At 67.9% G+C, this 25690-nt stretch carries 21 protein-coding genes; 13 read left to right on the top strand and 8 right to left on the bottom strand.

Annotation, left to right across the window (positions count from 1 at the left end; all coding sequences use genetic code 11):
• Window positions 1–13: 13 nt before the first annotated feature.
• Window positions 14–490 carry a (2Fe-2S)-binding protein gene (locus tag PO605_RS01560; protein ID WP_047470666.1) on the bottom strand — a complete coding sequence of 159 codons (477 nt, stop codon included), beginning with the start codon at window positions 488–490 and terminating at the stop codon, window positions 14–16.
• A 267-nt stretch (window positions 491–757) separates the two neighbouring features.
• Between PO605_RS01560 and PO605_RS01555 the strand changes: the two genes are divergently transcribed.
• The 3 genes from PO605_RS01555 (at window position 758) to PO605_RS01545 (ending at window position 4583) form a co-directional block, all read left to right on the top strand.
• The gene (locus PO605_RS01555) at window positions 758–1948 is read left to right on the top strand and encodes a helix-turn-helix domain-containing protein (protein ID WP_016448925.1); all 1191 of its coding nucleotides are present in this window, start codon (window positions 758–760) and stop codon (window positions 1946–1948) included.
• 176 nt (window positions 1949–2124) lie between these two features.
• Complete coding sequence (locus PO605_RS01550) at window positions 2125–2733, top strand: TRAP transporter small permease subunit (protein WP_016448926.1); 609 nt, start codon at window positions 2125–2127, stop codon at window positions 2731–2733.
• Window positions 2734–2750: 17 nt separating this feature from the next.
• Window positions 2751–4583 (top strand): TRAP transporter large permease, encoded by a 1833-nt coding sequence (locus PO605_RS01545; protein ID WP_047470002.1) that lies wholly within the window; start codon window positions 2751–2753, stop codon window positions 4581–4583.
• A 146-nt stretch (window positions 4584–4729) separates the two neighbouring features.
• Here the strand turns inward: PO605_RS01545 and PO605_RS01540 are convergent, their stop codons facing one another.
• From PO605_RS01540 to xseB, 5 genes are all read right to left on the bottom strand, one after another.
• On the bottom strand, window positions 4730–5809 hold the full coding sequence (locus PO605_RS01540) for a TRAP transporter substrate-binding protein (protein ID WP_016448928.1): 1080 nt from the start codon (window positions 5807–5809) through the stop codon (window positions 4730–4732).
• Window positions 5810–6005: 196 nt separating this feature from the next.
• Window positions 6006–7088: a TRAP transporter substrate-binding protein gene (locus PO605_RS01535; protein ID WP_047470004.1), complete on the bottom strand. Its 1083-nt coding sequence runs from the start codon at window positions 7086–7088 to the stop codon at window positions 6006–6008.
• Window positions 7089–7358: 270 nt separating this feature from the next.
• Window positions 7359–9239, bottom strand: coding sequence for a 1-deoxy-D-xylulose-5-phosphate synthase (dxs, locus tag PO605_RS01530; RefSeq protein WP_047470007.1), 1881 nt, complete (start codon window positions 9237–9239; stop codon window positions 7359–7361).
• Between the two features lie 39 nt (window positions 9240–9278).
• Window positions 9279–10229 carry a polyprenyl synthetase family protein gene (locus PO605_RS01525; RefSeq protein WP_272205822.1) on the bottom strand — a complete coding sequence of 317 codons (951 nt, stop codon included), beginning with the start codon at window positions 10227–10229 and terminating at the stop codon, window positions 9279–9281.
• An 8-nt stretch (window positions 10230–10237) separates the two neighbouring features.
• On the bottom strand, window positions 10238–10474 hold the full coding sequence (gene xseB, locus PO605_RS01520) for an exodeoxyribonuclease VII small subunit (RefSeq protein ID WP_016448932.1): 237 nt from the start codon (window positions 10472–10474) through the stop codon (window positions 10238–10240).
• 340 nt (window positions 10475–10814) lie between these two features.
• On the opposite strand from xseB, the gene PO605_RS01515 reads away from it, so the two are divergent.
• The 5 genes from PO605_RS01515 to flhC all read left to right on the top strand — a co-directional run bounded on the left by PO605_RS01515 (window position 10815) and on the right by flhC (window position 15400).
• Window positions 10815–11954, top strand: a complete 1140-nt coding sequence (locus PO605_RS01515; RefSeq protein ID WP_016448933.1) for an aromatic ring-hydroxylating oxygenase subunit alpha — start codon at window positions 10815–10817, stop codon at window positions 11952–11954.
• Between the two features lie 322 nt (window positions 11955–12276).
• The gene (locus tag PO605_RS01510) at window positions 12277–13182 is read left to right on the top strand and encodes a DMT family transporter (protein ID WP_016452492.1); all 906 of its coding nucleotides are present in this window, start codon (window positions 12277–12279) and stop codon (window positions 13180–13182) included.
• A gap of 93 nt (window positions 13183–13275) precedes the next feature.
• Window positions 13276–14184 (top strand): sulfurtransferase, encoded by a 909-nt coding sequence (locus tag PO605_RS01505; RefSeq protein ID WP_047325849.1) that lies wholly within the window; start codon window positions 13276–13278, stop codon window positions 14182–14184.
• A 319-nt stretch (window positions 14185–14503) separates the two neighbouring features.
• Window positions 14504–14830 carry a flagellar transcriptional regulator FlhD gene (gene flhD / locus PO605_RS01500; protein ID WP_012204159.1) on the top strand — a complete coding sequence of 109 codons (327 nt, stop codon included), beginning with the start codon at window positions 14504–14506 and terminating at the stop codon, window positions 14828–14830.
• Between the two features lie 27 nt (window positions 14831–14857).
• Window positions 14858–15400, top strand: a complete 543-nt coding sequence (flhC, locus tag PO605_RS01495) for a flagellar transcriptional regulator FlhC (protein ID WP_016448936.1) — start codon at window positions 14858–14860, stop codon at window positions 15398–15400.
• Window positions 15401–15436: 36 nt separating this feature from the next.
• On the opposite strand, the gene PO605_RS01490 is transcribed toward flhC, so the two are convergent.
• Window positions 15437–17545, bottom strand: coding sequence for an EAL domain-containing protein (locus PO605_RS01490; protein ID WP_047473157.1), 2109 nt, complete (start codon window positions 17543–17545; stop codon window positions 15437–15439).
• Between the two features lie 126 nt (window positions 17546–17671).
• Entirely contained in the window at window positions 17672–20521 is a 2850-nt protein-coding gene (ppc, locus tag PO605_RS01485; protein WP_017406380.1) for a phosphoenolpyruvate carboxylase, read from the bottom strand.
• Between the two features lie 112 nt (window positions 20522–20633).
• Between ppc and hemC the strand changes: the two genes are divergently transcribed.
• The 5 genes from hemC to PO605_RS01460 all read left to right on the top strand — a co-directional run bounded on the left by hemC (window position 20634) and on the right by PO605_RS01460 (window position 25653).
• Window positions 20634–21572 carry a hydroxymethylbilane synthase gene (gene hemC, locus PO605_RS01480; RefSeq protein ID WP_047473155.1) on the top strand — a complete coding sequence of 313 codons (939 nt, stop codon included), beginning with the start codon at window positions 20634–20636 and terminating at the stop codon, window positions 21570–21572.
• Window positions 21573–21585: 13 nt separating this feature from the next.
• A complete protein-coding gene (locus PO605_RS01475) occupies window positions 21586–22395 on the top strand; it encodes a uroporphyrinogen-III synthase (RefSeq protein WP_047473152.1) in 810 nt (269 codons plus the stop codon).
• On the top strand, window positions 22392–23534 hold the full coding sequence (locus PO605_RS01470; RefSeq protein ID WP_034399587.1) for a uroporphyrinogen-III C-methyltransferase: 1143 nt from the start codon (window positions 22392–22394) through the stop codon (window positions 23532–23534). Before PO605_RS01475 ends, PO605_RS01470 begins: the two co-directional genes overlap by 4 nt.
• A 19-nt stretch (window positions 23535–23553) precedes the next feature.
• A complete protein-coding gene (locus tag PO605_RS01465; RefSeq protein WP_034365389.1) occupies window positions 23554–24861 on the top strand; it encodes a heme biosynthesis HemY N-terminal domain-containing protein in 1308 nt (435 codons plus the stop codon).
• A 198-nt stretch (window positions 24862–25059) separates the two neighbouring features.
• On the top strand, window positions 25060–25653 hold the full coding sequence (locus tag PO605_RS01460) for a cytochrome b (RefSeq protein WP_047472106.1): 594 nt from the start codon (window positions 25060–25062) through the stop codon (window positions 25651–25653).
• The last annotated feature ends 37 nt before the right edge of the window (window positions 25654–25690 follow it).

The following is a 25690-nucleotide window of genomic DNA, read 5'->3' as shown; positions in this document are numbered from 1 at the left end:
TGACCTGCGGCGCTCAGGCCGCAGGCCCTGCCATGGCCTGGCTGCCCTTTTTCACGGCGGCCACGATGTTCTGGTAGCCCGTGCAGCGGCACAGGTTGCCCTCCAGCGCCTCGCGGATCTCGCGTTCACCCGCGCACGGCTGGCGCTGGCACAGGTCCACGGCGCTCATGACCATGCCCGGCGTGCAAAAGCCGCATTGCAGGCCGTGGCACTCCTTGAAGGCCGCCTGCATGGGGTGCAGGCCGCCGTCGATATCCGCCAGCCCTTCGATGGTGCGCACCTCGCAGCCCTCGGCCTGCACGGCCAGCATGGCGCAGGACTTGACGGCGTGGCCGTCGACGATGACGGTGCAGGCCCCGCACTGGCTGGTGTCGCAGCCCACATGCGTGCCGGTCAGGCGCAGGTGCTCGCGCAGCGCATGCACGAGCAAGGTGTTGGGTGGAACGTCGATGCGCTGCGCGCGCCCGTTGACGGTGAGCTGGACATTCATCGTGCTGTCTCCTGCCTGTGTTCGGCGGTGATCTGGAACGTGGGGGAACGCCGGAAACCTCGTCTGCCATGGTCGCCCTGCCCGCAGGCGCCCGTTCTAGGGTTGACCCGCAAGCCCGGGCCGGGCGGCGCGGATATTCTCAAAATGACACAGTCGTCACCGCAGCCGCAGCCCGCACCGCTTGCGCCTGCGCCCCCGGCTTCGACCGTGCCCGCCTGCCAGCCCGTTCGCAATCCCTTGCCAGCCAGCCACAGGAGTCCCCGCCCCATGTTCGCCCTGAGCCCCGACGCCGCGCAGCCCTGCCCCGCCGATCCGCGCCACGCGCAGATCGCCCGGGCCCGCAGCCTGGCCTTCGGCGAGCAGGCGCTGGCCGGCATGCCGCCTGCCACTCTGCCCGCCCCCCCTGCCGGCATCGCGCCCTGGCTGTGGCGCTCCTGGCAGCGCTGCCTGGCGGCAGGCCGCCGCCCGGGCGAGCGCGTGGTCTACGAAGCGCTGGGGCCGCATGCGCTGCGCCAGGCACGTGACGGCCACGAGGCGCTGCTGCAGGCGGCGCACCCCGTGATGACCCAGCTGGTGGGCGCCGTGGGCGCCATGCGCTACTTCAGCCTGCTGACCGATGCGCACGGCACCGTGCTGGACGTGCAGGGGCCGCTGGACCGCAGCGACATCCGCGTGCAGGCCATCGCCCGTGTGGGCGTGGACCTGTCCGAGCAGGGCGTGGGCACCACCGCCATCGGTGCGGCCCTGGCCGAGCACGGCCCCGTCTGGCTGCACCGGGCCGAGCATTTCTTCGAGGCCAACCGCCACTACAGCTGCGCGGGCGCACCGCTGTACGCCCCGGACGGCCGCTGCCTGGGCATGCTGGACATCACGGGCGTGGACGTGCCCGAGCGGCCCGAGCTGATGCACCTGGCGCTGCGCTGCGCCCGCGCCATCGAGGACCGGCTGCTGCGCGCCCTGCCCCACGCGCTGCTGCTGCACCTGAACTGGCCCGGCGGGCCTCTGGGACAGGAGGGCGAAGGCCTGCTGGCCGTGGACGCCGAAGGGCATGTGGCGGGCAGCAATACCCTGGCGCGCCAGCTGGTGCCCCAGCCGCTGGCGCAGCCGGGCCAGCCGCTGCACTGCAGCGAACTGCTGGCCATGCCCTGGACGGCGCTGGTGGAGCATGCGCGCCAGCGCCCCAACGAACCGCTGCGCCTGCCGCTGTGGTCGGGCCTGCGGCTGCAGGCCCTGGTGCAGCCCGGGCCCCAGCTGCGCCAGTTGCTGCCTGCGCTGGGCACGGCGGCACTCGCTGCCGCCGCCCAGGCCAGCCCGCTGCGCGCCAGCGAGGGCGTGCTGATCGAGCAGGCCCTGCAGGATGCCCAGGGCAATGTGACCCGGGCCGCCCGCGCGCTGGGCATCAGCCGGGCCACGATGTACCGAAAACTGGGAGCCCGCAGGCCCCGCGCGACAACCTGAACGGGACGTTTCCTCGGGTTCACACGGATTTCTTTTAGGGGGAGCAGGCCGCCTGCGGCGTTCGGGTCTCCGTAGAATCGACGGCTTTGGTCCATGCGCCGACAAGAGCGCTGCGCGCCGGCCTACAGGCCGACGTACGGCGACGGACCCAATACAGCCTACTTTTTGGAGACACCATGCAGGCTTTGCTCAAATTCTCAAGAGGGGTCGACTGGCTCAACAGCCTGGTCGGGCGATGCCTTATCTGGCTGATCCTGGCCTCGACGGTCATCAGCGGCATCAATGCCATCGTGCGCAAGGTGTTGCACACCAGCTCGAACGCCTACCTCGAAGTGCAGTGGTACCTGTTCGCCGCCTCCTTCCTGCTGGCCGCCGGCTACACGCTGCTGCAGGGCGAGCACGTGAAGGTGGATGTGATCGCCAGCCGCCTGTCCAAGCGCACGCAGATCTGGATCGACATCTTCGGCTTCGTCTTTTTCCTGACCCCCATGGCGCTGGCCATCCTGTGGTTCGGCACGCCGTTCGTGATCCAGGCCATCCAGACCGGCGAGATGTCGGGCAACGCAGGCGGCCTGGTGCGCTGGCCCGTCTACCTGATGATTCCCCTGGGCTTCGGGCTGCTGCTGCTGCAGGGCATGTCGGAGCTGATCAAGCGCATCGCCTTCCTGAAGGGCCTGATCGACGATCCCACGGCCAAGAAGGGCGAGAAGACCGCAGAGCAAGACCTGGCCGAAGCCCTGCGCGGGCTGGCAGGAGCCAAGGACAAAAGCGGGCAAGGCGCCTGATCGGGGAAACAGACATCATGGAATTCGTGATCCACAACCTGGCCCCGATCATGTTCGCGGGGCTGATACTTTTCCTGCTCGTGGGTTTTCCCGTGGCATTCAGCCTGGGCGCCTGCGGACTGTTCTTCGCCTTTGTCGGCATCGAACTGGGCGTGCTGCCCGAAGCCCTGCTGCAGGCCCTTCCGCTGCGCATCTTCGGCATCATGCAGAACGAGACGATGCTGGCCATACCGTTCTTCACCCTCATGGGGCTGATACTGGAGCGAAGCGGCATGGCCGAGGACCTGCTGGAGACCGTGGGCCAGCTCTTCGGCCCCGTGCGCGGCGGCGTGGCCTTTGCGGTGATCTTCGTGGGCGCGCTGCTGGCGGCGACCACGGGCGTGGTCGCGGCATCGGTGATCTCCATGGGCCTGATCTCCCTGCCCATCATGATGCGCTACGGCTATGACCGCCGGGTCGCCTCGGGCGTGATCGCGGCCTCGGGCACGCTGGCGCAGATCATTCCGCCGTCCCTGGTGCTGATCGTGCTGGCCGACCAGCTGGGCCGCAGCGTGGGCGACATGTACAAGGGCGCCTTCCTGCCGGGCCTGATGCTGACGGGCTTCTATGCGCTGTTCATCGTCGTGCTGGCCATCTTCAAGCCCGCCATGGTGCCCGCCCTGCCGCCCGAGGCGCGCACGCTGCGCGAGCCCAATGGCAACTCCGGCCTGCCCTCCACCCTGGTGCTGACCGTGCTGTGCGTGGCCGCCTCGATGGTGGTCGCCCAGTACATGCCCCAGCTGCACACCTGGTGGTCCGGCGATGTGGTGGAGAAGGTCGCTCTGGACGAGACCATCGTGGTGTCCATGTGCTTCGGCGTGGCGCTGGCCTTCATCGCCGCCATGTTCAACAAGCTCACGGGCCTTCACCTGCTCAGCCGCATGGCCGAGCGCGTGACCTTCGTGCTGATCCCGCCGCTGCTGCTGATCTTCCTGGTGCTGGGCACCATCTTCCTGGGCGTGGCAACCCCCACCGAAGGCGGCGCCATGGGCGCACTGGGCGCGGCCGTCATGGCCTTCGTGCGCGGCCGCCTGAGCATGGACCTGCTCAAGCAGGCGCTGATGTCCACCACCAAGCTGTCGTGCTTCGTGATGTTCATCCTGATCGGCGCGACCATGTTCGGCCTGACCTTCCAGGGCGTGGACGGCCCCAAGTGGGTGGAGGAGCTGCTGGTGTCCCTGCCCGGCGGCGAGATCGGCTTCCTGATCGTGGTCAACATCATGATCTTCGTGCTGGCCTTCTTCCTGGACTTCTTCGAGCTGTCCTTCATCGTCGTGCCGCTGCTGGCCCCCGTGGCCGACAAGCTGGGCATCGACCTGGTCTGGTTCGGCGTGCTGCTGGCCGTGAACATGCAGACCTCGTTCATGCACCCGCCCTTCGGCTTCGCGCTGTTCTTCCTGCGCAGCGTGGCCCCGGCCAAGGCCTACGTGGACAAGGTCACCAAGAAGATGACCGAGCCCGTGACCACCATGCAGATCTATGCGGGCGCCATCCCCTTCCTGCTGATCCAGCTGCTCATGGTGGCCCTGATCATCATCTTCCCCGGCATCGTCTCCAGCGGGCTGGACAAGAAGGTGGAGTACGACCTGGACAAGGTGCGCCAGGAGATGGAGGCATCCATGCCCGAGGCCATCGACTTCAACGACCCCATGTTCAACGGTGACGGCGCGAACCAGCCCCCCGCACCCGAGGGCACCCCTGGCGAGCCCTCGGCCCCGGCGGGTGGTGAGGACGATGCGCTCAAGGCGCTGCAGGACCAGCTGCAGCGCGAGCAGCCGGCCACGCCGGGCGAGAGCAAGTCCGGCAGCTGATCGCAGGCTCCCTCAAGGACAGCAAAGGCCCCGCAACCGCGGGGCCTTTTTTCGTTCGGACCCCGGCGTGCGCCGGTCCCCTGCGCGCATGAAAAAAGCCGGGCAGTGCCCGGCTTTCGCGCATGACGCCCGAGGGCGCCGCGACTTCACAGCTTCTGCGCCGACATGAAGGCGTCGTAGCGCGCCTCGGCGAAGCGGAACCACAGCACCTCGTCGCGCTGGAAGTTGCGGTAGTCGCTGTAGATCTTCTTCCATGCAGGGTTTTTCTCGGCCAGCTCCGCATAGACCGCCATGGTGGTCTTGTAGGAGGCATCGAGCACGGTCTGCGGGAAGGCCAGCACCTTGGCCTTGCTGGCCACCAGTTGCTTGAGCGCGCCGGGATTGCGCGCGTCGTAGCGGGCCTGGGTGACCACATGGGCCTCGTGCGAGGCGGCCTGCACCATGGCGCGCTGCTCGGGCGTCAGCGCGGCCAGCGCCTTCTGGTTCACGTAGAACTCGAGGTTCAGGCTGCCTTCCCACCAGCCGGGGTAGTAGTAGAACGGCGCGACCTTGTTGAAGCCCAGCTTGAGGTCGTCATAGGGGCCGATCCATTCGGCCGCATCGATGGTGCCCTTTTCCAGCGCCTGGTAGATTTCGCCACCCGGGATGTTCTGGGGCACGCCGCCCATGCGCTCGATGATCCGGCCCGCGAAGCCGCCGATGCGGAACTTCAGGCCCTTGATGTCCTCGGTCGTCTTGACCTCCTTGCGGAACCAGCCTCCCATCTGGGCGCCGGTGTTGCCGCCCAGGAAGTTGACGATGCCGTATTCGGCATAGAACTCGCGCATCAGCTTGCCGCCGTTGCCGTCCACGTTCCAGGCCGTGAGCTGGCGCGAGTTCATGCCGAACGGAATGGCGCCGCCGATGGCAAAGGCCTCGTTCTTGCCGAAGAAGTAGTAGGGCGCCGTGTGCGCGATCTCCACCGTGCCGTTTTGCACGCCATCGACCACGCCGAAGGCGGGCATCAGCTCGCCGGCCGCATGCACCGACACCTCGAACTTGCCGCCCGACATTTCCTTGATCGCCTTGGAAAACACCTCGGCAGAGCCGTAGATGGTGTCCAGCGAACGCGGAAAGCTGGACGCCAGGCGCCAGCGCACCGCCGCCTGCGCATGAACGGCTGGCGCCGCTGCGGCAGTCAATACGCCGGCCAGACCGGCGTGCTTGAGTGCTTTTCTTCTGTCCATCTCTGTCTCCTCCTGATTCGCTCTGCTTGAGAGCATTCAAAAAAGGCCGGACTGCTCTTGGCAGCTCGGCCCACATACATCATCGGAACAAAAAAGCCCGCCGTCCCCGCTGCATTTCGCAGAGGGGACGCGGGCTTGGCCTGCAGGCGTGGAAGGCATGGACCGTCCTTGTGCGTGCTGCTGGCTGCAGACCTGCTTACAGCTTGGCCGTGGTCATGTAGCTGTTGTAGCGGAACTCCGAGAAGCGCTCCCACAGCAGCTGGTCGCGCTGGAAGGTGCGCAGGCTCTGGTTGATCTTCTTGAACATGGGCGACTTGGCGTCATGCTCGGCCATGATCTCCATGACGGCCTTGTAGCCGGCATCCATGAAGTCCTTGGGGAAGGCCTTGAGCTGGGTCTTGTCGGCCACCAGCTTCTTGAGCGCCACGGGGTTGTTGGCGTCGTACTTGGCCGTCATGTCGCGCGCTGCCACGTTGCAGGCCGAATCGACCATGGCCTTGTACTCGGGCGACAGGGCCGCATACGCCTTGGTGTTGATGAAGAACTCCAGCTCGGCGCCGCCTTCCCACCAGCCGGGGTAGTAGTAGTAGGGAGCGACCTTGTTGAAGCCCAGCTTCTGGTCGTCGTACGGACCCACGAATTCCACGGCATCCAGCGTGCCCTTTTCAAGCGCCTGGTAGACCTCGCCCACAGGCATGTTCTGCGCGACCACGCCGAGCTTGAGCATGGCGTCGCCGAACAGGCCGCCGCCCAGGCGCATCTTCAGGCCCTTGAGATCGGCCACCGACTTGATCTCCTTGCGGAACCAGCCGCCCATCTGGGTGCCCGTGTTGCCTGCGCTCTGGCTCTTGATGTTGTACTGGGCATAGAACTCGTCCATGAGCTTGCGGCCGCCGCCGTGCTCCATCCAGGCATCCATCTGGCGGGCGGTCAGGCCGAAGGGCACGGCGCAGCCGAAGGCGAAGATGTAGTCCTTGCCGGTGAAGTAATAGGGCGCCGTCAGCGCCATCTCGATGGTGCCGTTCTGGATGCCGTCGACCACGCCGAAGGCGGGCATCAGCTCACCGGCCGCATGCACCGAGACTTCGAACTTGCCGCCCGACATCGCCTTGAGCGTCTTGGAGAACATTTCGGCCGAGCCGAAGATGGTGTCCAGCGACTTGGGAAAGCTCGCAGCCAGACGCCAGCGGACCGCCTCCTGGGCATGCACTGCGGGTGCGGCTCCCACAGCCAGCACGCCAGCGATTCCCGCATGTTTGATGATCGAACGACGGTCCATGAATGTCTCTCCGCGATGTGTTGTGTCAGTCAGAAAAAGCCCCCGCGCCCCCTTGCTGCGCAAGGTCCGCGGCCACCCCGAGGGGGCCGCTTTTTGCCTTGGGGCGACCCGGCGGCAAAAAAAACGCACGTTCGCACGTGCATTCACACTGTATCAGGTGGTATCGATTCTAAAAACGCCGCAAAGCAAGCGCGGACGGGGTTTTCCCCCGCGTAGTCCTGCTCGGCATGCGCGATGCGCCCCATCGCGGGGCACAGGCCCGTCCCATCTTCAGGCCACGGCGCGCTCGGGCGCCAGGTGGGCGCGCACCGACGCCTCGATGCCGGCCGCGTCCAGCCCCTGCAGGGCCAGCAGCCTGGCGGGATCGCCGTGCTCGATGAACTCGTCGGGCAGGCCCAGCTGCAGCAGCTGTCGCGTGATGCCGGCAGCCTGCAGCGACTCGGCCACGGCGCTGCCTGCGCCACCCATGATGCAGCCCTCTTCCACGGTGACGATGAGCTCGTGCGTGGAGGCCACCTGGCGCAGCAGTTCCTCGTCCAGCGGCTTGGCCCAGCGCATGTTGACCACGGTGGAGTCCAGCGCCTCAGCTGCGGTCAGCGCGGGATACAGCAGGGTGCCGAAGGCCAGGATGGCGACCTTCTTCGCCGCCGATTCGCGGCGCACCTCTCCCTTGCCGAAGGGCAGCCCCTGCAGGCTCTCCAGCGGGGCCACGCCCACGCCCGCCCCACGCGGGTAGCGCACGGCCACCGGATGGTCCTGCTCGTAGGCCGTGGTGAGCAGTTGGCGGCATTCTCGCTCGTCGGCCGGGCAGGCCATGCTCATGTGAGGAACGCAGCGCACGAAGGCGATGTCGTAGGCACCGGCATGCGTGGCGCCGTCGGCGCCGACCAGGCCCGCACGGTCTAGCGCAAAGACCACGGGCAGCTTTTGCAGCGCCACGTCATGGATCAGCTGGTCGTAGGCGCGCTGCAGGAAGGTCGAGTAGATGGCGACCACGGGCTTGAGCCCCTCGCAGGCCATGCCGGCCGCGAAGGTGACGGCATGCTGCTCGGCAATGCCCACGTCGTAGTAGCGGCCTGGAAAGCGCTTGTGGAATTCCACCATGCCCGAGCCCTCGCGCATGGCGGGGGTGATGCCCACCAGGCGCTGGTCCTTGTCCGCCATGTCGCACAGCCACTGGCCGAAGACCTGGGTGAAGGTCTGCTTCGGGGGCGTGGCCGGCTTGACCAGGCCCACGCTGGGGTCGAACTTGCCGGGGCCGTGGTAGGCCACGGGGTCGGCCTCGGCCAGCTTGTAGCCCTGGCCCTTCTTCGTGACCACATGCAGGAACTGCGGGCCCTTGAGGCTCTTGATGTTCTCCAGCGTGGGGATCAGCGAGTCCAGGTCATGCCCGTCGATGGGGCCGATGTAGTTGAAGCCGAAGTTCTCGAACAGCGTGGCCGGCACGACCATGCCCTTGGCCTGTTGCTCCAGCCGCTTGGCCAGCTCCAGCAGCGGCGGCACCTGCTTGAGCACGCTCTTGCCCATGTCGCGCGCCTTGGCATAGAACTGCCCGCTCATGAGCTGGGCCAGGTAGCGGTTGAGCGCGCCCACGGGCGGGCTGATGCTCATGTCGTTGTCGTTGAGGATGACCAGCAGGTTGGCATCGGTCACGCCGGCGTTGTTCAGCGCCTCGAAGGCCATGCCGGCCGTCATGGCGCCGTCGCCGATGACGGCGATGGCGCGGCGGTCCTCGCCCTTTTGCTTGGCGGCCAGGGCCATGCCCAGGGCGGCCGAGATGCTGGTGGAGGAGTGCGCCGTGCCGAAGGTGTCGTACGGGCTCTCGGCGCGCTGCGGAAAGCCCGACAGGCCGCCGAACTGGCGCAGCGAGGCCATGCGCTCGCGCCGGCCCGTGAGGATCTTGTGCGGATAGGTCTGGTGGCCCACGTCCCAGACCACGCGGTCGTAGGGCGTATCGAACACCGCATGCAGCGCCACCGTCAGCTCCACCGTACCCAGGTTGGAACTCAGATGCCCGCCGGTCTTGGAGACGCTGTCGAGCACATAGGCACGCAGTTGCTGGGCCAGGGTCTTGAGTTCGGCACGCGACAGACGCCTCAGATCCGAGGGATCGTCGATGGTCTGCAGCAGGGAGTAGGTGTTCGTGGTCATGCTAGGTATCTTGGAGCGGCAAGGCCGCGGTCCGTATTGTCAGTGGGTGCGGCTCACCACCATGTCGGCAAGCGCCGCCAACGCGCGGGTATCAGGCAGGCCGCTGCGCGCAAGCGCCGCGTGCGCCAGGGCGCACAGCTCGTCGGCATGGGCGCGGGCCTGGTCCAGGCCCAGCAGCGAGACGTAGGTCGGCTTGTCGTTGGCCGCGTCCTTGCCGGCCGTCTTGCCCAGGGTGGCCGAGTCGGCCACCACGTCGAGGATGTCATCCACCACCTGGAAGGCCACGCCCAGCGCCTGCCCGTAGTCGGACAGCGCCTGCCAGGCCTGGGCATCCACGCCCTCCTTGCAGGCTGCGCCCATGAGCACGCTGGCATGCAGCAGGGCACCGGTCTTGAGGCGGTGCATCTCGCGCAGTTGGGCCTCGCTCAGCTGCAGGCCCACGCTGGCCAGGTCGATGGCCTGGCCACCGGCCATGCCCTGCGCGCCTGCGGCACGGCCCAGCAGCCGGCACAGCCGCGCCTGCAGGGCGTCCGGTATGCTGTCGGCCTGATCGGGCTCGGGAACGAGCAGCTCGAAGGCCAGCGCCTGCAGCGCATCGCCAGCCAGCAGGGCCGAGGCTTCGCCGAACTGCACATGCACCGTGGGCTTGCCACGGCGCAGCACGTCGTTGTCCATGCAGGGCATGTCGTCGTGCACCAGCGAATAGGCATGGATCAACTCCACCGCGCAGCCGGCACGCACGGCGGCCGACGGCAGGCCGGCCACGGCCTCGGCCGCAGCCCAGACCAGCAGCGGGCGCAGGCGCTTGCCGCCATCGAGCACGGCGTATCGCATGGCTTCGCCCAGGCCGGCCGGCGCATCCACGCCCACCCATTGCGACAACGCGCTTTCGGTGCGCGCCAGGCGATCGGTCATCCAGCAGGGGAAATCCAGCGCGCCGGGGCCGGCCGGCTGGGAAACATCGGAAGCGCAAGTCATCACGGCACTCATGGCAATCTTCAATCCTGGCTCCACGGGGCCAGCGTCCCCTCGTCAAGCACCTTGACCTGTTCCTGCACCGCGTCGAGCTGGCCCCGGCAATAGCCGAGCAGCTGCGCCGCGCGCTGGTAGCCGGCCAGCATCTGCTCCAGAGGCAGCTGGCCCGACTCGATCTGCGCGATGAGCTGCTCCAGCTCCTGCAGCGCGGATTCGTAACTGGTGGGCTCGGCGGGAGCCTTGGGGGCAGCCTTGGGCATGTGGCGTTGGCAGTGCGTTGTGGGGAACCGACGATTCTAGGCGTCCCTCCGCGACCGCGCCGCCAATAACCGGACAGCCCTTGACAGGCGCCATCGGCCGCTTGCAATACACGTACCGGGCATCCGGAAATAACCCCACGGGCTATAATCCCATTCCCCGCCAAACCGGCCCCTTGCCTAGGCATGCGGTCGGGCTCACCGACAAGACAGGACGCCTCGGGCGCCGCTTGTTTTCAAGTCGTGAAGCCTGTCTCCATGTTCAGGAACGGCCGGTTTTGCTTTTTCCAATCCCGTGCGCACGCGCACCCTCCCTGTGGGGAGTCTTTAGGTCAGGTCACCCATGTCTGATTTAAGTCTTCAACTGCAGCAGGCCGCAAGCCAACTACCAGTTTCCAGCTACTTCGACCCTGCGCTGTTCCAGCGTGAGTTGGAGACCATCTTTCAACGCGGCCCGCGCTACGTGGGCCATCAACTGGCCGTTCCCGAGATAGGCGACTACTACGCCCTGCCCCAGGAAAAGGAAGGCCGTGCGCTGGTGCGCAACGCCAGGGGGCAGGTGGAGCTGATCTCCAACGTCTGCCGCCACCGCCAGGCCGTGATGCTCAAGGGCAGGGGCAACCTGATGACCGAAGGCAAGGGCCATGCGGGGGGCAACATCGTCTGCCCGCTGCACCGCTGGACCTACAGCACCAGCGGCGAGCTGCTGGGCGCACCGCACTTCAGCCACGATCCCTGCCTGAACCTGAACAACTACCGGCTGCGCGAGTGGAACGGCCTGCTGTTCGAGGACAACGGCCGCGACATCGAGGCCGACCTCGCCGGCATGAAGCTGCGCGAGCAGCTGAGCTTCGAGGGCTTCGTGCTCGACCATGTCGAGATGCACGAGTGCAACTACAACTGGAAGACCTTCATCGAGGTCTACCTCGAGGACTACCACGTGGGCCCGTTCCATCCGGGCCTGGGCAACTTCGTGACCTGCGATGACCTGCAGTGGGAGTTTTCCAGGGAGTACTCGGTGCAGACCGTGGGCGTGGCGCCCGGCTTTGCCCGGCCCGGCTCGGACACCTACAGGAAGTGGCACGACGTGCTGCTGGCCTACCGCAACGGCGAGCTGCCCGAACGCGGAGCGATCTGGCTGACCTACTACCCGCACATCATGGTGGAGTGGTATCCGCATGTGCTCACGGTCTCGACCCTGCACCCGCTGGCCGTGGACCGGACACTGAACGTGGTCGAGTTCTACTACCCCGAAGAGATCGCCGCCTTCGAGCCCGAATTCGTGCAGGCGCAAAAGGCCGCCTACATGGAGACCTGCATCGAGGACGACGAGATCGGCGAGCGCATGGACGCCGGCCGCAGGGCGCTGTACGAGCGCGGCGACAACGAGGTCGGCCCCTACCAGAGCCCCATGGAAGACGGCATGCAGCACTTCCATGAGTGGTATCGCGGCGTGATGGGTGACGCAGTCCCCGCACGCTGATCGGCTCCGGCTCTTCCGACGGCCCGCATTCGTGCGGGCCGTCTGCATTGGGCCTCCTGCATCGGGCCGCCTTCATCGAGCGGCAGGCCCGCCGCACAGCTCCTCTGCATGCAAGCGCCCTGGTGTGCCCAATGGGCAGGGCTGGCGACTGCAATGCATCCCGAGGCAGACCCAATGTCTTGGCTTATGCAATACAGTGCCTTGCGCGTGCCCCTGCCGCGGCCCCGGGCCGTAGACAGCCAGGCGGCATGCGCGAAAAACAAAACCCAACCCTTTCTCGTCCAGCGCCGCGGTCCTTGTGCGGCTCTATCCGGTCATTAATATGCAAGCCCTGTGGATGGTGGCGGCCGCATTCGTCTTTGCGGTCATGAGTGTGTGTGTGAAGTTCGCCTCCCAGGATTTCAACGCGGCGGAGATCGTCTTCTACCGCGGGCTGGTCAGCATGGTGGCGCTGTGGTGGCTGGCGCGCCACCAGGGCATTTCGCTGGCCACGCGCTACCCGCGCGAGCATGCCTGGCGCAGCTTCGTGGGCGTGACTTCCATGGGCGCCTGGTTCTACTCCATCGGCCACCTGCCGCTGGCCACGGCCGCCACCTTCAACTCCATGAGCAGCATCTGGATGGCGGTGTTTCTGATCGGCCAGGGCCTGCTGCTGCGCCACCAGCTGCGCCGCCAGCCCGAATCGCATGCGCTGCGCGCACTGCCGCCGTTTCCCTGGAGCCTGGTCGCCACCGTGGCCCTGGGCTTCGTGGGCGTGATCCTGGTGCTGCGCCCCAGCGCGGCGCCGCAGGAATTCGTGGCCAGCGCGGGCGGCCTGATCGGCGGGGTGTTCGCCGCCATGGCCTATATGCAGGTGGCCACGCTGTCGCGCATGGGCGAGCCCGAGGCGCGCGTGGTCTTCTACTTCGCACTGGGCTCGGCCGTGGCCGGCGCCCTGGCCATGTGCTTCACGGGCGTGTCCGCCTGGCCGGGCTGGCGCGCGCTGTGGCTGCTGCCCGTGGGCGTGCTGGCTGCCGTGGCCCAGGTCTGCATGACGGCGGCCTACGCTTCGGCCGGCAACAGCCGCAATACCCTGGTGGTGGCCAATCTGCAGTACTCGGGCATCGTCTTTGCCGCCCTGCTGAGCCTGGCGCTGTTCGGCGAAAGCGTGCCGCTGATCGGCTGGGCCGGCATCGTGCTGATCGTGGCCAGCGGCGCCCTGGCCACGGCCCTGCGTTCACGCGGCTGACGGCGACGGCCCGCCTGGGGCCGTCGCATAATGGATCGGACCTTTTGCCGCAGGCGCACCGCCGCCTGCGCTGGCTTTCGGAGTTCCGCATCCATGACATCCAACACCTCCTCCTACCAGACCCTGATCTCCGTCCAGGAACTGGCCGCGCTGCAGTCCGGCGGCCGTCCGCTGATGGTCTTTGACTGCAGCTTCGACCTGGCCCAACCCGCAGCCGGCAAGGCGCAGTACCTGCAGGCGCATATTCCCGGCGCCGTCTTCGCCGACCTGGACCATGACCTCAGCGCAAAACACGGCGTGCCCGGCGCACATGGCAGCGTGGCGGCCAGCGAGCAGGCCGCCTCGGGCGGCCGCCACCCGCTGCCCAGCCGCGAGCTGTTTGCCATGTGGCTGTCGGAGATCGGTTTTTCCAACGACATGCAGGCCGTGGTCTATGACCGCAACGGCGCCAACTACTGCGGGCGCCTGTGGTGGATGCTGCAGTGGGCCGGACATGGCGATGTGGCCGTGCTCGACGGAGGTCTCCAAGCCTGGCAGGCCGCAGGCCAGCCTGTGGCATCGGGCGAGGAAAGCGCGCGCTTTCAGTCCAACTTCGAGCTGCACGAGCCGCTGCAGCAGCTGGTGACGGCACAGCAGGTGCTAGATGCACTGGGCAGCGCAGGCCAGACCGTGGTCGATGCACGCGCCCCGGCCCGCTATCGCGGGGAGGTCGAGCCGCTGGACCCTGTGGCCGGCCACATCCCGGGCGCACTGAACAGGCCCTTCACCGAGAACATTGCGGCCGACGGCCGCTTCAAGCCCGCCGCCCTGCTGCGCGCCGAGTTCGACCGGCTGCTGGCCGGCCGCGATCCGGCCAGCGTGGTCCACCAGTGCGGCAGCGGCGTGAGCGCCCTGCCCAACCTGCTGGCCATGCGCATTGCAGGACTGCCGCCGGCACGGCTTTTCGCGGGCAGCTGGAGCGAGTGGTGCAGTGACCCGAAGAGGCCGGTGGAGCGCGGCTAATTCGGCTTATGCCCGCCCCTGGGAGGCTGCACAATGACAGCACTGTGTCAAAAGGCCGACATGCAACAACACCACTGCAGCGGCCTGCTCCCAGGCCCCCGGACGGCAGAGGCCGGGCGAAATCGAGTCATCCAAACCTTGCTACAGGTGTAAGGCAAATCTTACAAACGCCGTCTCACAACCAGACATCCGGCGCAGACCTGCCCCGACTTCAACGGCCAGGGCCCCTCCTCCACAATCCATCCCAACAGATCGCAACAGGTTGAACATCTTGTTTCTACCCCGGTGTTGCGGCTGCCGAGATGCAAAGGATGGTCCTATGAACAATGAACAGCTGCTTGCCGAAATCCGCGAAGCCAACCTCACTTACCTGATGCTGGCCCAGACCCTGATCCGCCAGGACAAGGCGGAAGCGGTGTTCCGCCTGGGACTGAACGAAGAATCCTGCGACCTGCTGGCCGCGCTGTCGGCAGCCCAGGTGCTGAAGCTGGCCTCGCGCAATACCCTGCTCGCCAGCTTCCGCGTGGACGACGAAATGGTCTGGAGCTTGCTGACCAATCACAGCAGCAACAAGATCGGCAACGGTGCGACCAATACGCTGCACGCCAACATCCTGATGGCCAGCCGCGTTTCCGAAGTCCTCTGATCCGCCCGAAGAACTCTGGAGCCCGCCATGTCCACCGCCGTCAAAAGTGTCCTGAACGAGTCCAAGCAGATCGAGCGTGCCGCCATGCTCATCGAGATGGGTGCACGCATGCAGGTGCTCGAATCCGAGACCACGCTGTCCTACGAGCGCCTGATCCGCCTGTACAAGGAGATCGCCGGCAAGTCGCCATCCAAGGGCCAGCTGCCGTTCTCGACCGACTGGTTCCTGACCTGGCAGGAGAACATCCACAGTTCGCTGTTCCTGAATATCTACGAATACCTGTCCAAGGGCGCCGAGCTGGATGCCGTTGAACAACTGACCAAGGCCTACCGTCTCTATACCGAGCAGATCCAGGCCGCCGAGCTGGAGGCGCTGCTGTCCTTCACACGCGCATGGCGCCTGGTGAAGTTTGTCGATGCGCAGATGCTGACCCGCACCCAGTGCTCCGTGTGCAAGGGCCAGTTCGTGACCGAGCCCTACGAGAACGAGCGCCACTACCAGTGCGGCCTGTGCAATCCGCCCGCACGCGCCGGCAAGAGCAAGAGCGCCGGCTCCCTGATGCTGCATTGAGCCCCTGCATCGCCGCAGCGATGCACCAGCACGGATTCAGACCGTCTCGCCGCCTGCCCTGGCGGCGCAGTCGCTGGCGAACTGCGGCAACTGCTCTCCCGGCAGGGCCCGGCTGAAGTACCAGCCCTGCACCAGCAGCTCGCCCTCGAAGCCCAGGGCCTGCAGCTGCGCCTGGGTCTCCACGCCTTCGGCCACCACGTTCAACTGCAGCGCCTCGCAAAAGCGCAGCAGGCCGTCCAGCACCAGCGCGCCCTTGGCATGACCGCTGGCCACGACGAAGCTGCGGTCGATTTTGATGGCATCCACGTCGAACTGGTGCAGGTAGCTCATGGACGAGAAGCCGGTGCCGAAGTCGTCTATGGCCACCTTGGCGCCCAGCGCGTGGATCTGGCCTATGGCCTTGCGGATCGCCTCCACATCGCCCACCAGCGCTTCCTCCGTGATCTCCACGCCCACCTGGCCCCTGGCCTGCGCCAGCAGCATCAGCAGGCGCGAGCAGTACTCGGGCGATGTCAGCGTGGCGCCCGTGACATTGATGCTGATCGGCAGGGAAAAACCGTGCTGGCGCCACAGCCGGCATTGGCGCACGGCAGCGCCCGCCACCCACAGATCGACCTCGCGCATCAGGCCGGCATCACCCAGCCAGCGCAGAAAGCCGCCGGGCTGCTGCAGCCTGCCCTGCGAATCGTGGGCGCGCAACAGGGCCTCGCAGCCCAGGCACAAGCCGCTGCGGTGCGAGACCTGGGGCTGGAATTCCAGGTGGAATTCATACTCGCTGATGCGGCGGATATGGGACAGCATGGTCTCGCGCCGGGCCTGGGTCTCGTGCGCCAGCACCAGCGGATCGCGCGTGACCAGGCCCGCCTCCTCGGGCAGCCGGGAGAACGTGGTGTCCAGCGCGCGCAGCACGATGGCGCCATGGTCCTGGCCCAGCCGGTCGATGGAGCGCACATAAGGCGCATAGACCAGCGCCCCCAACACCGTCAGCGCCAGTTGCAGCACCACGGCGCCCATGTCGCCGCCCGTGCTCACGTAGGCATTGAAGACCACGGGCGCGGTCAGGGGCAGCACCATCGAGGCCGGAGCCACCCAGCCGGCCTGCACCACCGTGACGGCCACGACCAGGTTGATGGCGGGCACCGCCAGAAAAGGCACGAGCAGGCGCAGGTTCAGGATGACCGGCAGGCCGAACAGCAGGATCTCGTTGACGTTGAGCAGGGAGATGGGCAGCGCGGCCAGCGCCAGCATGCGCAGGCCGCGCCCCTTGCAAAACAGCAGCACGGCCAGCGCCAGTGACAGCGTGGCCCCCGAGCCGCCGATGAAGACGAAGGACCCCATCAGGCCGCCGTTGAGCGCCCAGGGCGCCACCAGCCCCTTGGCCAAGGCGGCGGCGTTGGCCAGCACGGCCTGGTCCAGCACCTGGAAGAAGGGTTGCATGGCGTAGTAGCCCTGCACGCCAAAGAACCAGAGCACGGAATTGAGCAGCGTCAGCGTCAGCCCGCTGCGATAGGGGCTCTCGGGGGTGGCGATGGCCAGCGGCAGTTCGGCCTGGGTGATATCGGGCAGCACCTGCTGCAGGCCCAGCAGCAGCACCACCAGCAGCAGCGCGACGATGGAGCCGGGCACGACCAGGTTCATCACCTCGCGTACGTTCTCGCCCACAAAGCCCGTGCGCGCAATGCGCGTCCAGCGCATGGCGCTGAGCCTGGCCATCAGCGGCACGGTGATCAGGGGCGAGGCTATGGCGATGAACAGCACCAGCGTGGCGGCCGCGCGCGGATGCTCGCGCAGCAGGAAGATGGCCATCTGCACATGGGCAAAGCACAAAAAGGTCACCGGCAGGCGCGGCAGCCTGTGGCGTATGGAGAGCATGTAGCCGATGGAGGCGGCCACCAGCAGCGGCAGGATGCTGCCGATCTGCGCATGCAGGCCCGCAAGAAGCTGCACCACGGGCTCGGGCTGGCCGGACATCTGCGCCAGCGCCGACAGTATGAGAAACAGGGCCGAGACCAGCAGGCATGGGACCAGCCAGAGCAGGCCTTCGCGTATGGCCCGCATGGAGTTGGCGCCGGCCAGCCTGGCCAGGCGCTGCGTCAGGAACAGTTGCATGTCCGGGAACCCCGGCCATGGCGTCTTGTTGCCCATAAGCTCCCACCCTTCACTTCCCGGCAGGAGTCATGCGCCCCTGTCCGGAGCACATCCTACACGGCTGCCGGCCGGCGCCCTGCGCATGGCGGCGCGAGGGGCCTCCCGGCCCGCTCGCGCCCTCGATCAGCCGGTATTGCGCACGCCGGCCGCAATGCCATTGATCGACAGGTGGATGCCGGTCTTGATGCGCTCATCGGTCTGGCCGCCGCGCCAGCGGCGCACCAGCTCCACCTGCAGATGGTGCAGCGGATCGATGTAGGGAAAGCGATGGCGGATGGAGCGCGCCAGCGCCTCGTTGTGGGCCAGGCGCTGCTTGTCGCCCGTGATGCGCGCCAGCGCATCGACGGTGCTGTGCCACTCGGCCTCGATGGCGCTGAAGATGCGGCGGCGCAGGCGTGCGTCCGGCACCAGGTCGGCATAGCGCGAGGCCAGGTTCAGGTCGCTCTTGGCCAGCACCATGTCCATGTTGGACAGCAGGGTGCGGAAGAACGGCCACTGGCGGTACATCTTCTGCAGCAGGGCCAGCTGGGCCTTGCCATCCTTGCCCGGCTGCCCGATGAAGGCCTGCACCGCCGCGCCGAAGCCGTACCAGCCCGGCAGCGTGAGCCGGCACTGGCCCCAGCTGAAGCCCCAGGGAATCGCGCGCAGGTCCTCGATCTTCTGCGAGGGCTTGCGCGAAGCCGGGCGCGATCCGATGTTCAGCTCGGCAATCTCGCGGATGGGCGTGCTGCTGAAGAAGTAGCTGGTGAAGCCAGGGGTCTCGTACACCAGGGCGCGGTAGGCGCCCATGCTGGCCTCGGACAGAAACGCCGCCGCATCCAGGAAGGCGCGCGTGGCCGGCTTGGTCGGCTGCAGCAGCGTGGCCTCCAGCGTGGCGGCCACCAGGGTCTCCAGGTTGCGCCGGCCGATCTCGGGGTTGGCGTACTTGGAGGCGATGACCTCGCCCTGCTCTGTCAGCCGGATCTGGCCGCGCACGGTGCCCGGGGGCTGCGCCAGGATGGCCTGGTAGCTGGGGCCGCCGCCACGGCCCACCGTGCCGCCGCGGCCATGGAACATGCGCAGGCTGATGCCATGGCTGTCGGCCAGATCGTCGAACAGCTCGACCAGCGAGATCTCGGCGCGGTACAGCTCCCAGTTGCTGGTGAAGATGCCGCCATCCTTGTTGCTGTCGCTGTAGCCCAGCATGATGTCCTGCTCGCCGCCGCTGCGCTGCACCATGGCCGCCACGCCGGGCAGCTGGAAGTAGCGCCGCATGATGGGCGCGGCGCTGCGCAGGTCGCCGATGGTCTCGAACAGCGGCACGACGATCACGTCGCAGACGGCGCCGTCGTCCAGCGTGCCGCGCAGCAGCCCGGCCTCCTTTTGCAGCAGCAGCACTTCCAGCAGGTCGCTGACCGACTCGGTGTGGCTGATGATGCAGTGGCGTATCGCCTCGGCGCCCAGGGTCGCGCGCAGGCGGCGCGCGGCCTCGAAGATGGCCAGTTCACCGCGCGCATGCTCGGAATAGTCGGCGCCCACCACGCGCAGCGGCCGCGCCTCTTCCAGCAGGCGCACCAGCAGGGCGCACTTGGCGTCTTCCTGCAGGCCCGAATAGTCGGGCTCCAGGCGCGCGGTGGCCAGCAGCTCGGCCACCACCTCCTCATGCTTGTCCGAACTTTGGCGCAGATCCACGGTGGCCAGGTGGAAGCCGAAAACCTGCACGGCGCGCATCAGCGGACGCAGGCGCTGGGGCGCCAGCACCTCGCCATGGTTGCGGCTGAGCGAGTCGTCGATGACGCGCAGGTCGGCCAGGAACTCCTCGGGCGAGGCATAGGCGTTCTGCGGCGCCACGGCATGGCGCGCGGCCTCGCCGCCGGTCAGCACCTTGAGCGTGGCGGCCAGGCGCGCGTAGATGCCGGTGAGCGCGCGGCGGTAGGGTTCGTCGGAGCGGTGCTCGTTGGTGTCGGGCGAGCGCTCTGCCAGCGCCTGCATCTCGGGCGTGACATCGGCCAGGCGCTGGGACAGCGACAGCTCGCCGCCCAGGTAGTGCACCTCGCGCAGATAGTGGCGCAGCGCCACGTCGGCCTGGCGCGACAGCGCCAGCTCCAGGCTCTGGGCCGTGACATTGGGGTTGCCGTCGCGGTCGCCGCCGATCCAGTGGCCCATGCGCAGGAAGCTGTGCACAGGCAGGGTGTTGCCCAGCTCCTGCTCCAGTTGCGCATACAGCTTGGGAATCTCGCGCAAGAAGGTGGCTTCGTAGTAGGACAGCGCGTTTTCGATCTCGTCGGCCACGGTGAGCTTGGAGTAGCGCAGCAGGCGTGTCTGCCACAGCTGGCTGACGCGGGCGCGCAGCTGGGCCTCGTTGCGTTCGAGTTCGCGCGGGGTGAGCGCGTCCTTGGCGCTGTTGTACAGCTGGGCGCGGGCCACGATGTCCTCGCGCGCGGCCAGCAGTTGGGAGATGTCGCGCTCGGCCACCAGAATGCTCTGGCGCTGCACTTCCGTGGGGTGGGCCGTGAGCACGGGTGCCACATAGCTCCTGGCCAGCGTCTGCGCCACGGTGCCGGCCGAGATGCCGGCCCAGCGCAGGCGCGCCAGCGCCACTTCGATGCTGCCTTCCTGCGTGTTGCCCGCGCGCTCGTGCACGGCGCGGCGGCGGATGTGGTGGCGGTCCTCGGCCAGGTTGGCCAGATGGCTGAAATAGGTGAAGGCGCGGATCACGCTCACCGTCTGGTCCGTGGTCAGGCCCTTGAGCAGGCGCTTGAGCGCGCGGTCGGCGGTCTCGTCGGCATCGCGGCGGAAGGTCACCGACAGCTGGCGCACCTGCTCGATCAGCTCGAAGGCCGCCACGCCTTCCTGCTCGCGGATCACATCGCCCAGAATGCGCCCCAGCAGGCGTATGTCCTCGATCAGCGGCAGGTCCTTGTCCGTCTTGCGGACAGGCTTGTCATCACGCCTGTCATCTCGCGCATTGCTCTTGCGGGGGGCGGTGGCCATCAACGAATCTCCTGGAATCGGTCAGCGTATCGGTTTGCTTGGGCTTCGGTCCTGGTGCCGGGTTTACTGCGGCGCAGCATGCTAGCATCCCGCGCTCCCCCCGAGGCTCCTGATGAATACCAAACCACTGATCCCCCACTCCATCGTGATCGCCACGCGCGAGAGCCAGCTGGCACTGTGGCAGGCCGAGCATGTCCAGGCACTGCTGCGCGCCCGGGGGCATGAAGTGGAATTGCTGGGCATGACCACCAAGGGCGACCAGATCCTGGACCGCACGCTGTCCAAGGTGGGCGGCAAGGGCCTGTTCGTCAAGGAGCTGGAAGTGGCGCTGGAAGAAGGACGCGCCCACATCGCCGTGCACTCGCTCAAGGACGTGCCCATGGAGCTGCCCGAAGGCTTTGTGCTGGCCTGCGTGATGGAACGCGAAGACCCGCGCGACGCCTTTGTCTCCAATCGCTACGCCGCGCTGGCCGAGCTGCCGCAGGGCGCCGTCGTCGGCACATCGAGCCTGCGCCGCCAGGCACTGCTGCAGGCCCTGCGCCCCGACCTGAGGATAGAGCCGCTGCGCGGCAACGTGAACACCCGCCTGCGCAAGCTGGACGAAGGCCACTACGACGCCATCGTGCTGGCCGCTGCCGGCCTGATGCGCCTGGGCCTGGCCGACCGCATCCGCGCCAGGTTCGAGCCCGCCGGCATGCTGCCTGCCGCAGGCCAGGGCGCGCTGGGCATCGAGGTGCGCGCCGACCGCCAGGACCTGATCGACGCCCTGGCCCCGCTGGCCCACCAAACCACCTGGCTGACCGTGACCGCCGAGCGCGCCGTCAGCCGCTGCATGGGCGGCAGCTGCTCCATGCCGCTGGCGGCGCACGGCACCTTCGACGGCCAGCAACTGCGCCTGGACGCAGCCTGGGGAGACCCGCAAGGCCGGCTGCCGCTGGTGCAGGTGCACGCCGACGCCACCGTCACCGACTTCGCCAGTGCCGACGCACTGGGCCAGCACGTGGCTGCGCTGCTGCAGGCGGCGGGCGCCCAGCCGGCCCCCAAGCTCTAGACGGCACGCCCACATGCCACCGCGCATACTCGTCACCCGCCCGGCCCATGACGCGGCCGCGTGGGTGGATGCGCTGCAGGCCCGGGGCCTTCCGGCCCAGCCGCTGGCGCTGATGGCCATAGGCCCCTGCCGCGATGCGGCCACGCAACAGGCCTTGCAGGCCGCCCGCAACGCGCTGCGCGAAGGCCCGGGCTACCGCGCCGTGATGTTCGTCAGCGGCAACGCCGTCCAGCATTTCTTCGGCACCGACCCCGCACGGCTTCCGGCCTCCACCCGCGCCTGGACGCCCGGCCCCGGCACCGCCCAGGCGCTGCTGGCCCTGGGCATTGCGCCAGCACAGATCGACGGCCCGCCGCCGGACGCCGCCCAGTTCGAATCCGAAACGCTATGGCAGCGCGTGCATGACCAGATCCATGCGGGCGACCGCGTGCTCATCGTGCGCGGCGACAGCCAGGCAGGAGCGCCCAGGACCGTGCCGGCCACGGCAGGCGCCGGCCGCGATTGGCTGGCCGCCCGACTGCGCGAGGCAGGTGCCCAGGTCGAAATGCTGGCCGTCTACCAGCGCGAACTGCCTGCCTGGGATGCAGCCCAGACGGCACTGGCACGCCAGGCTGCCGAAGATGGCACGCTGTGGCTGCTCAGCAGCGCCGAATCCGTTGCCAACCTGCAACAGCTCCTGCCGGGCCAATCGTGGCAAAAAGCGCGAGCGCTCGCTACGCACGAGCGAATCGCTGCCCAGGCAAGACACATGGGATTCGGAGATGTCAAGCAATGCCGGCCCGCTCTGGAGGACGTGGTTGCGTCGATAGAATCGTCGCCATGAGTTCCGACGCAGCGCAAGACCGCCCCACCCCGCAGGACCTAACGCCCGCATCCTCCGCAGCAGCCTTCGCAGCCGGCTCCGCCCAAAGCAGCCCTGCTGCAGACCTGCGCGGCGGCTCCTCGGCCCTGGTCTACGGCGTGGGCGCCGTGGCCGTCGCGGCGCTCATTGCCTGCGGCATGCTGTGGCAGCGCCTGGGCAATATCCAGGAACAGCTGGCGCGCCAGTCCGCGCAGTCCGGCTCCCAGTCGGTCGAGGCCCGCACCCTGGCGCGCGATGCCCAGGACCTGGCCCGCGATAGCGCGGCGCGCACCTCGGTCATGGAGGCGCGCATTGCCGAGCTGTCTCTGCAGCGCACGCAGCTCGACGAACTCCTGCAAAGCATGTCGCGCTCGCGCGACGAAAACCTGGTGGTGGACATCGAATCGTCCATCCGCCTGGCACAGCAGCAGGCCGAGCTGTCCGGCAGCCTGCAGCCGCTGGTGGCCACGCTCAAGAACGCCCGCCAGCGCATTGAACGCGCCGCCCAGCCCCGGCTGGCCCCGGTCATGCGCGCGCTGGACCGCGACCTGGAACGGCTGGCCCGCATGAGCGTGACCGACACCGCCGGCCTGCTCACGCGCATCGAGGACCTGGTGCGCCTGGTCGACGAGATGCCCCTGCTCAACGCCGTGGCCCAGCCACGCGCCAGCCGCCATCGCGGCGTGGCCGGCCAGGCGGCCCGCCAGCCCGAGCCCGCCCCCATCGAGGGCAGCCCCACCGAATGGCGATGGTGGCAATCCTGGGGCGAGCGCGGCTGGACGGCCGTGCGCGAAGAAGCCCAGGACCTGCTGCGCGTCAGCCGCATAGACCACCCGGACGCCATCCTGCTGGCGCCGGAACAGGCCTATTTCCTGCGCGAGAACCTCAAGCTCAAGCTGCTGAACTCGCGCCTGGCCCTGCTGTCGCGCCAGTGGGATGCGGCGCGGGCCGACCTGGCCGCTTCCGGGATGGCCGTGAACAAGTACTTTGATCCTGCCGCGCGGCGCACCCAGATCGTGCAGGCCCAGCTGCAGCAGATCCAGGCCAATCTGCGCACCACCGAACAGCCTGCGCTGCAGGAAACCCTGGCGGCGCTGGCAACAGCGGCCGCAGGCCGCTGAGCAGCCGGGAGACAGACGAATGCGCGCTGCACTGTGGTTGATCGGTTTGTTCGGCATGGCCGTTGCGGCCGCCTTGTTCGCGGGCTCCAACCAGGGCACGGTGACCCTGTTCTGGGCGCCCTACCGACTGGACCTGTCACTGAACCTGGCCATTGCCATCATCGTGCTGGCCTTCGTGCTGCTGTATGCCGCGCTGCGCGCGCTGGCCGCGCTGCTGCAGATGCCGCACCAGGCGCGGCGCTGGCGCAGCCAGCAGAAAGAGCGCGCCATGCACCACAGCCTGCTGGAAGCCCTGTCGCACCAGCAGGCCGGCCGCTTCCTGCGCGCACGCAAGTCCGCGCTGGCGGCCCTGGCCATGGAAGAGTCCCTGGCCGAGACCCATGCCGCCGTGCCGCACGGCATGCGGCTGCGCGCCGCCGCCCACATGGTGGCCGCCGATGCCTCCCATGCCCTGCAGGACCGCCAGCAGCGCGACCACCATTGGCGTGAGGTCCTGGCCAACGCACCGGCCCAGGGCAACGCCCAGGAGCAGGAAATGCGCGAAGGCGCACAGATGCGCGCCGCGCGCTGGGCCCTGGACGACCGCGACGCAGCTGATGCGCTGCGCCGCCTGGCCGAACTGCCCCAGGGCGCGGCACGCCGCACGATCGCGCTGCGCATCCGCCTGAAGGCCTCGCGCCTGGCAGGCCAGACATCGACGGCGCTGGACACGGCGCGCCTGCTGGCCAAGCACCGCGCCTTCTCGCCCGCGGCCGCCGCCAGCGTGGTGCGCGGCCTGGTACTGGAGAGCATCAACGAGGCACGCGACACCACGCAGCTGCAGCACTTCTGGCTGTCGCTGGACACGGAAGAGCGCGCCATGCCCGAGATTGCGCTGCCGGCCGCATCGCGTCTCATGGCCCTGGGCGGCGAGGCCGCGCAGGCCCGTGCCTGGCTGCTGCCCGTGTGGGAGCGCCTGCTGTCCCACGCAGGCCCGCGCAGCGAATCCCACCTGCCGCGCCTGGTCCAGGTGCTGGAGCCCTGCCTGGACGGCCTGGACGGCGCCTGGCTGGCTCGCATCGAGGCGGCCAGCAATGCCCATCCACGCGAAGCCCGCCTGCAATACCTGGCCGGCATGGCATGCGTGCAGCGCCAGCTCTGGGGCAAGGCCCAGCAGCTGTTGCTGCGCGCAGCCCCCCACCTGCAGGAAAGCGCACTGCGCACCCGCGCCTGGCAGCGCCTGGCCCTGATGGCCGAGCACCGCGGCGATGCCGATGCAGCGGCTGCCGCCTGGAAGCAGGCAGCGCAGTCCGTGGTCGTGCTGCCCGCCGATCCGACCCGGCCCTGAGCCCTCCGCGCGGCACGGCGAGCCTTCATCTTTTTTGAATCGAGCCGTCAATACCGCTGAACTCTTTTGGATTTGCCGCTTCCTACACTGCACGTTGTCCGCAGTGCACGAAGTCCACGCAGAGCGCACCGCACCCTTTCTTGCCATCCAGGGCCCCTTTGCAGGGGCCCTGAACGGTTCCAAAGCCTGCCGCCATCCATGACAGAGTCCTCAGCCCGCGCCAACGCGCCAGCAAAATCCTCCTCCAAAGCCACGCGCTACAACGGCGTGGCCATGGCTGCCCACTGGCTGCTGGCCCTGGGCCTGATCGCCGCCCTGGCCCTGGGCTGGTACATGACAGGCCTGCCGTTCTCGCCCTCGCGCCTGAAGCTCTACAACTGGCACAAGTGGCTGGGCGTCACGTTGTTGACGCTGAGCCTGCTGCGCCTGGTCTGGCGCATCACCCATCGCCCGCCCGAACTGCCCGCCGCCGTGGCCCGCGCCATGCCCCAATGGCAGCACTGGGCCCACAACGGCACCCACCACGCCATGTACCTGCTGTTCTTTGCCGTGCCCCTGCTGGGCTGGGCCTACAGCTCGGCGGCCGGCTTTCCCATCGTCTTCCTCGGCGTGCTGCCCCTGCCCGACTTCGTGAGCGCAAGCCCCGAGCTGGCCGAAACCCTCAAGCCCCTGCACGGCTGGGCGGCCTGGGCCCTGGTCGTGCTGATCGCCATGCATGTGGGCGCCGCCCTCAAGCACCAGTTCATCGACCGCGACGGCCTCATCTCCCGCATGCTGCCTGGCCGCGCCTGAGTTTTCTCCCCCAGCCAGGGCCTGCGCACCGCGCTGC

Source organism: Delftia sp. DT-2 (assembly GCF_028401915.1).
Classification (GTDB): domain Bacteria; phylum Pseudomonadota; class Gammaproteobacteria; order Burkholderiales; family Burkholderiaceae_C; genus Comamonas; species Comamonas tsuruhatensis.
Note: the sequence above shows the minus strand (reverse complement) of the source record. Positions and strands in the feature narration are given on the sequence as shown.

What these genes read in the sequence shown, in the direction of transcription:
- PO605_RS01475 (WP_047473152.1), top strand. Translation starts at nt 21,586, where the DNA reads ATGCCACCGCGCATACTCGTCACCCGCCCGGCCCATGACGCGGCCGCG.
- PO605_RS01535 (WP_047470004.1), bottom strand. Translation starts at nt 7,088, where the DNA reads ATGGACCGTCGTTCGATCATCAAACATGCGGGAATCGCTGGCGTGCTG.
- PO605_RS01505 (WP_047325849.1), top strand. Translation starts at nt 13,276, where the DNA reads ATGACATCCAACACCTCCTCCTACCAGACCCTGATCTCCGTCCAGGAA.
- PO605_RS01465 (WP_034365389.1), top strand. Translation starts at nt 23,554, where the DNA reads ATGCGCGCTGCACTGTGGTTGATCGGTTTGTTCGGCATGGCCGTTGCG.
- flhC (WP_016448936.1), top strand. Translation starts at nt 14,858, where the DNA reads ATGTCCACCGCCGTCAAAAGTGTCCTGAACGAGTCCAAGCAGATCGAG.
- ppc (WP_017406380.1), bottom strand. Translation starts at nt 20,521, where the DNA reads ATGGCCACCGCCCCCCGCAAGAGCAATGCGCGAGATGACAGGCGTGAT.
- flhD (WP_012204159.1), top strand. Translation starts at nt 14,504, where the DNA reads ATGAACAATGAACAGCTGCTTGCCGAAATCCGCGAAGCCAACCTCACT.
- PO605_RS01490 (WP_047473157.1), bottom strand. Translation starts at nt 17,545, where the DNA reads ATGGGCAACAAGACGCCATGGCCGGGGTTCCCGGACATGCAACTGTTC.
- PO605_RS01550 (WP_016448926.1), top strand. Translation starts at nt 2,125, where the DNA reads ATGCAGGCTTTGCTCAAATTCTCAAGAGGGGTCGACTGGCTCAACAGC.
- PO605_RS01470 (WP_034399587.1), top strand. Translation starts at nt 22,392, where the DNA reads ATGAGTTCCGACGCAGCGCAAGACCGCCCCACCCCGCAGGACCTAACG.
- PO605_RS01510 (WP_016452492.1), top strand. Translation starts at nt 12,277, where the DNA reads ATGCAAGCCCTGTGGATGGTGGCGGCCGCATTCGTCTTTGCGGTCATG.
- dxs (WP_047470007.1), bottom strand. Translation starts at nt 9,239, where the DNA reads ATGACCACGAACACCTACTCCCTGCTGCAGACCATCGACGATCCCTCG.
- PO605_RS01540 (WP_016448928.1), bottom strand. Translation starts at nt 5,809, where the DNA reads ATGGACAGAAGAAAAGCACTCAAGCACGCCGGTCTGGCCGGCGTATTG.
- PO605_RS01555 (WP_016448925.1), top strand. Translation starts at nt 758, where the DNA reads ATGTTCGCCCTGAGCCCCGACGCCGCGCAGCCCTGCCCCGCCGATCCG.
- xseB (WP_016448932.1), bottom strand. Translation starts at nt 10,474, where the DNA reads ATGCCCAAGGCTGCCCCCAAGGCTCCCGCCGAGCCCACCAGTTACGAA.
- PO605_RS01560 (WP_047470666.1), bottom strand. Translation starts at nt 490, where the DNA reads ATGAATGTCCAGCTCACCGTCAACGGGCGCGCGCAGCGCATCGACGTT.
- PO605_RS01515 (WP_016448933.1), top strand. Translation starts at nt 10,815, where the DNA reads ATGTCTGATTTAAGTCTTCAACTGCAGCAGGCCGCAAGCCAACTACCA.
- PO605_RS01460 (WP_047472106.1), top strand. Translation starts at nt 25,060, where the DNA reads ATGACAGAGTCCTCAGCCCGCGCCAACGCGCCAGCAAAATCCTCCTCC.
- hemC (WP_047473155.1), top strand. Translation starts at nt 20,634, where the DNA reads ATGAATACCAAACCACTGATCCCCCACTCCATCGTGATCGCCACGCGC.
- PO605_RS01545 (WP_047470002.1), top strand. Translation starts at nt 2,751, where the DNA reads ATGGAATTCGTGATCCACAACCTGGCCCCGATCATGTTCGCGGGGCTG.
- PO605_RS01525 (WP_272205822.1), bottom strand. Translation starts at nt 10,229, where the DNA reads ATGAGTGCCGTGATGACTTGCGCTTCCGATGTTTCCCAGCCGGCCGGC.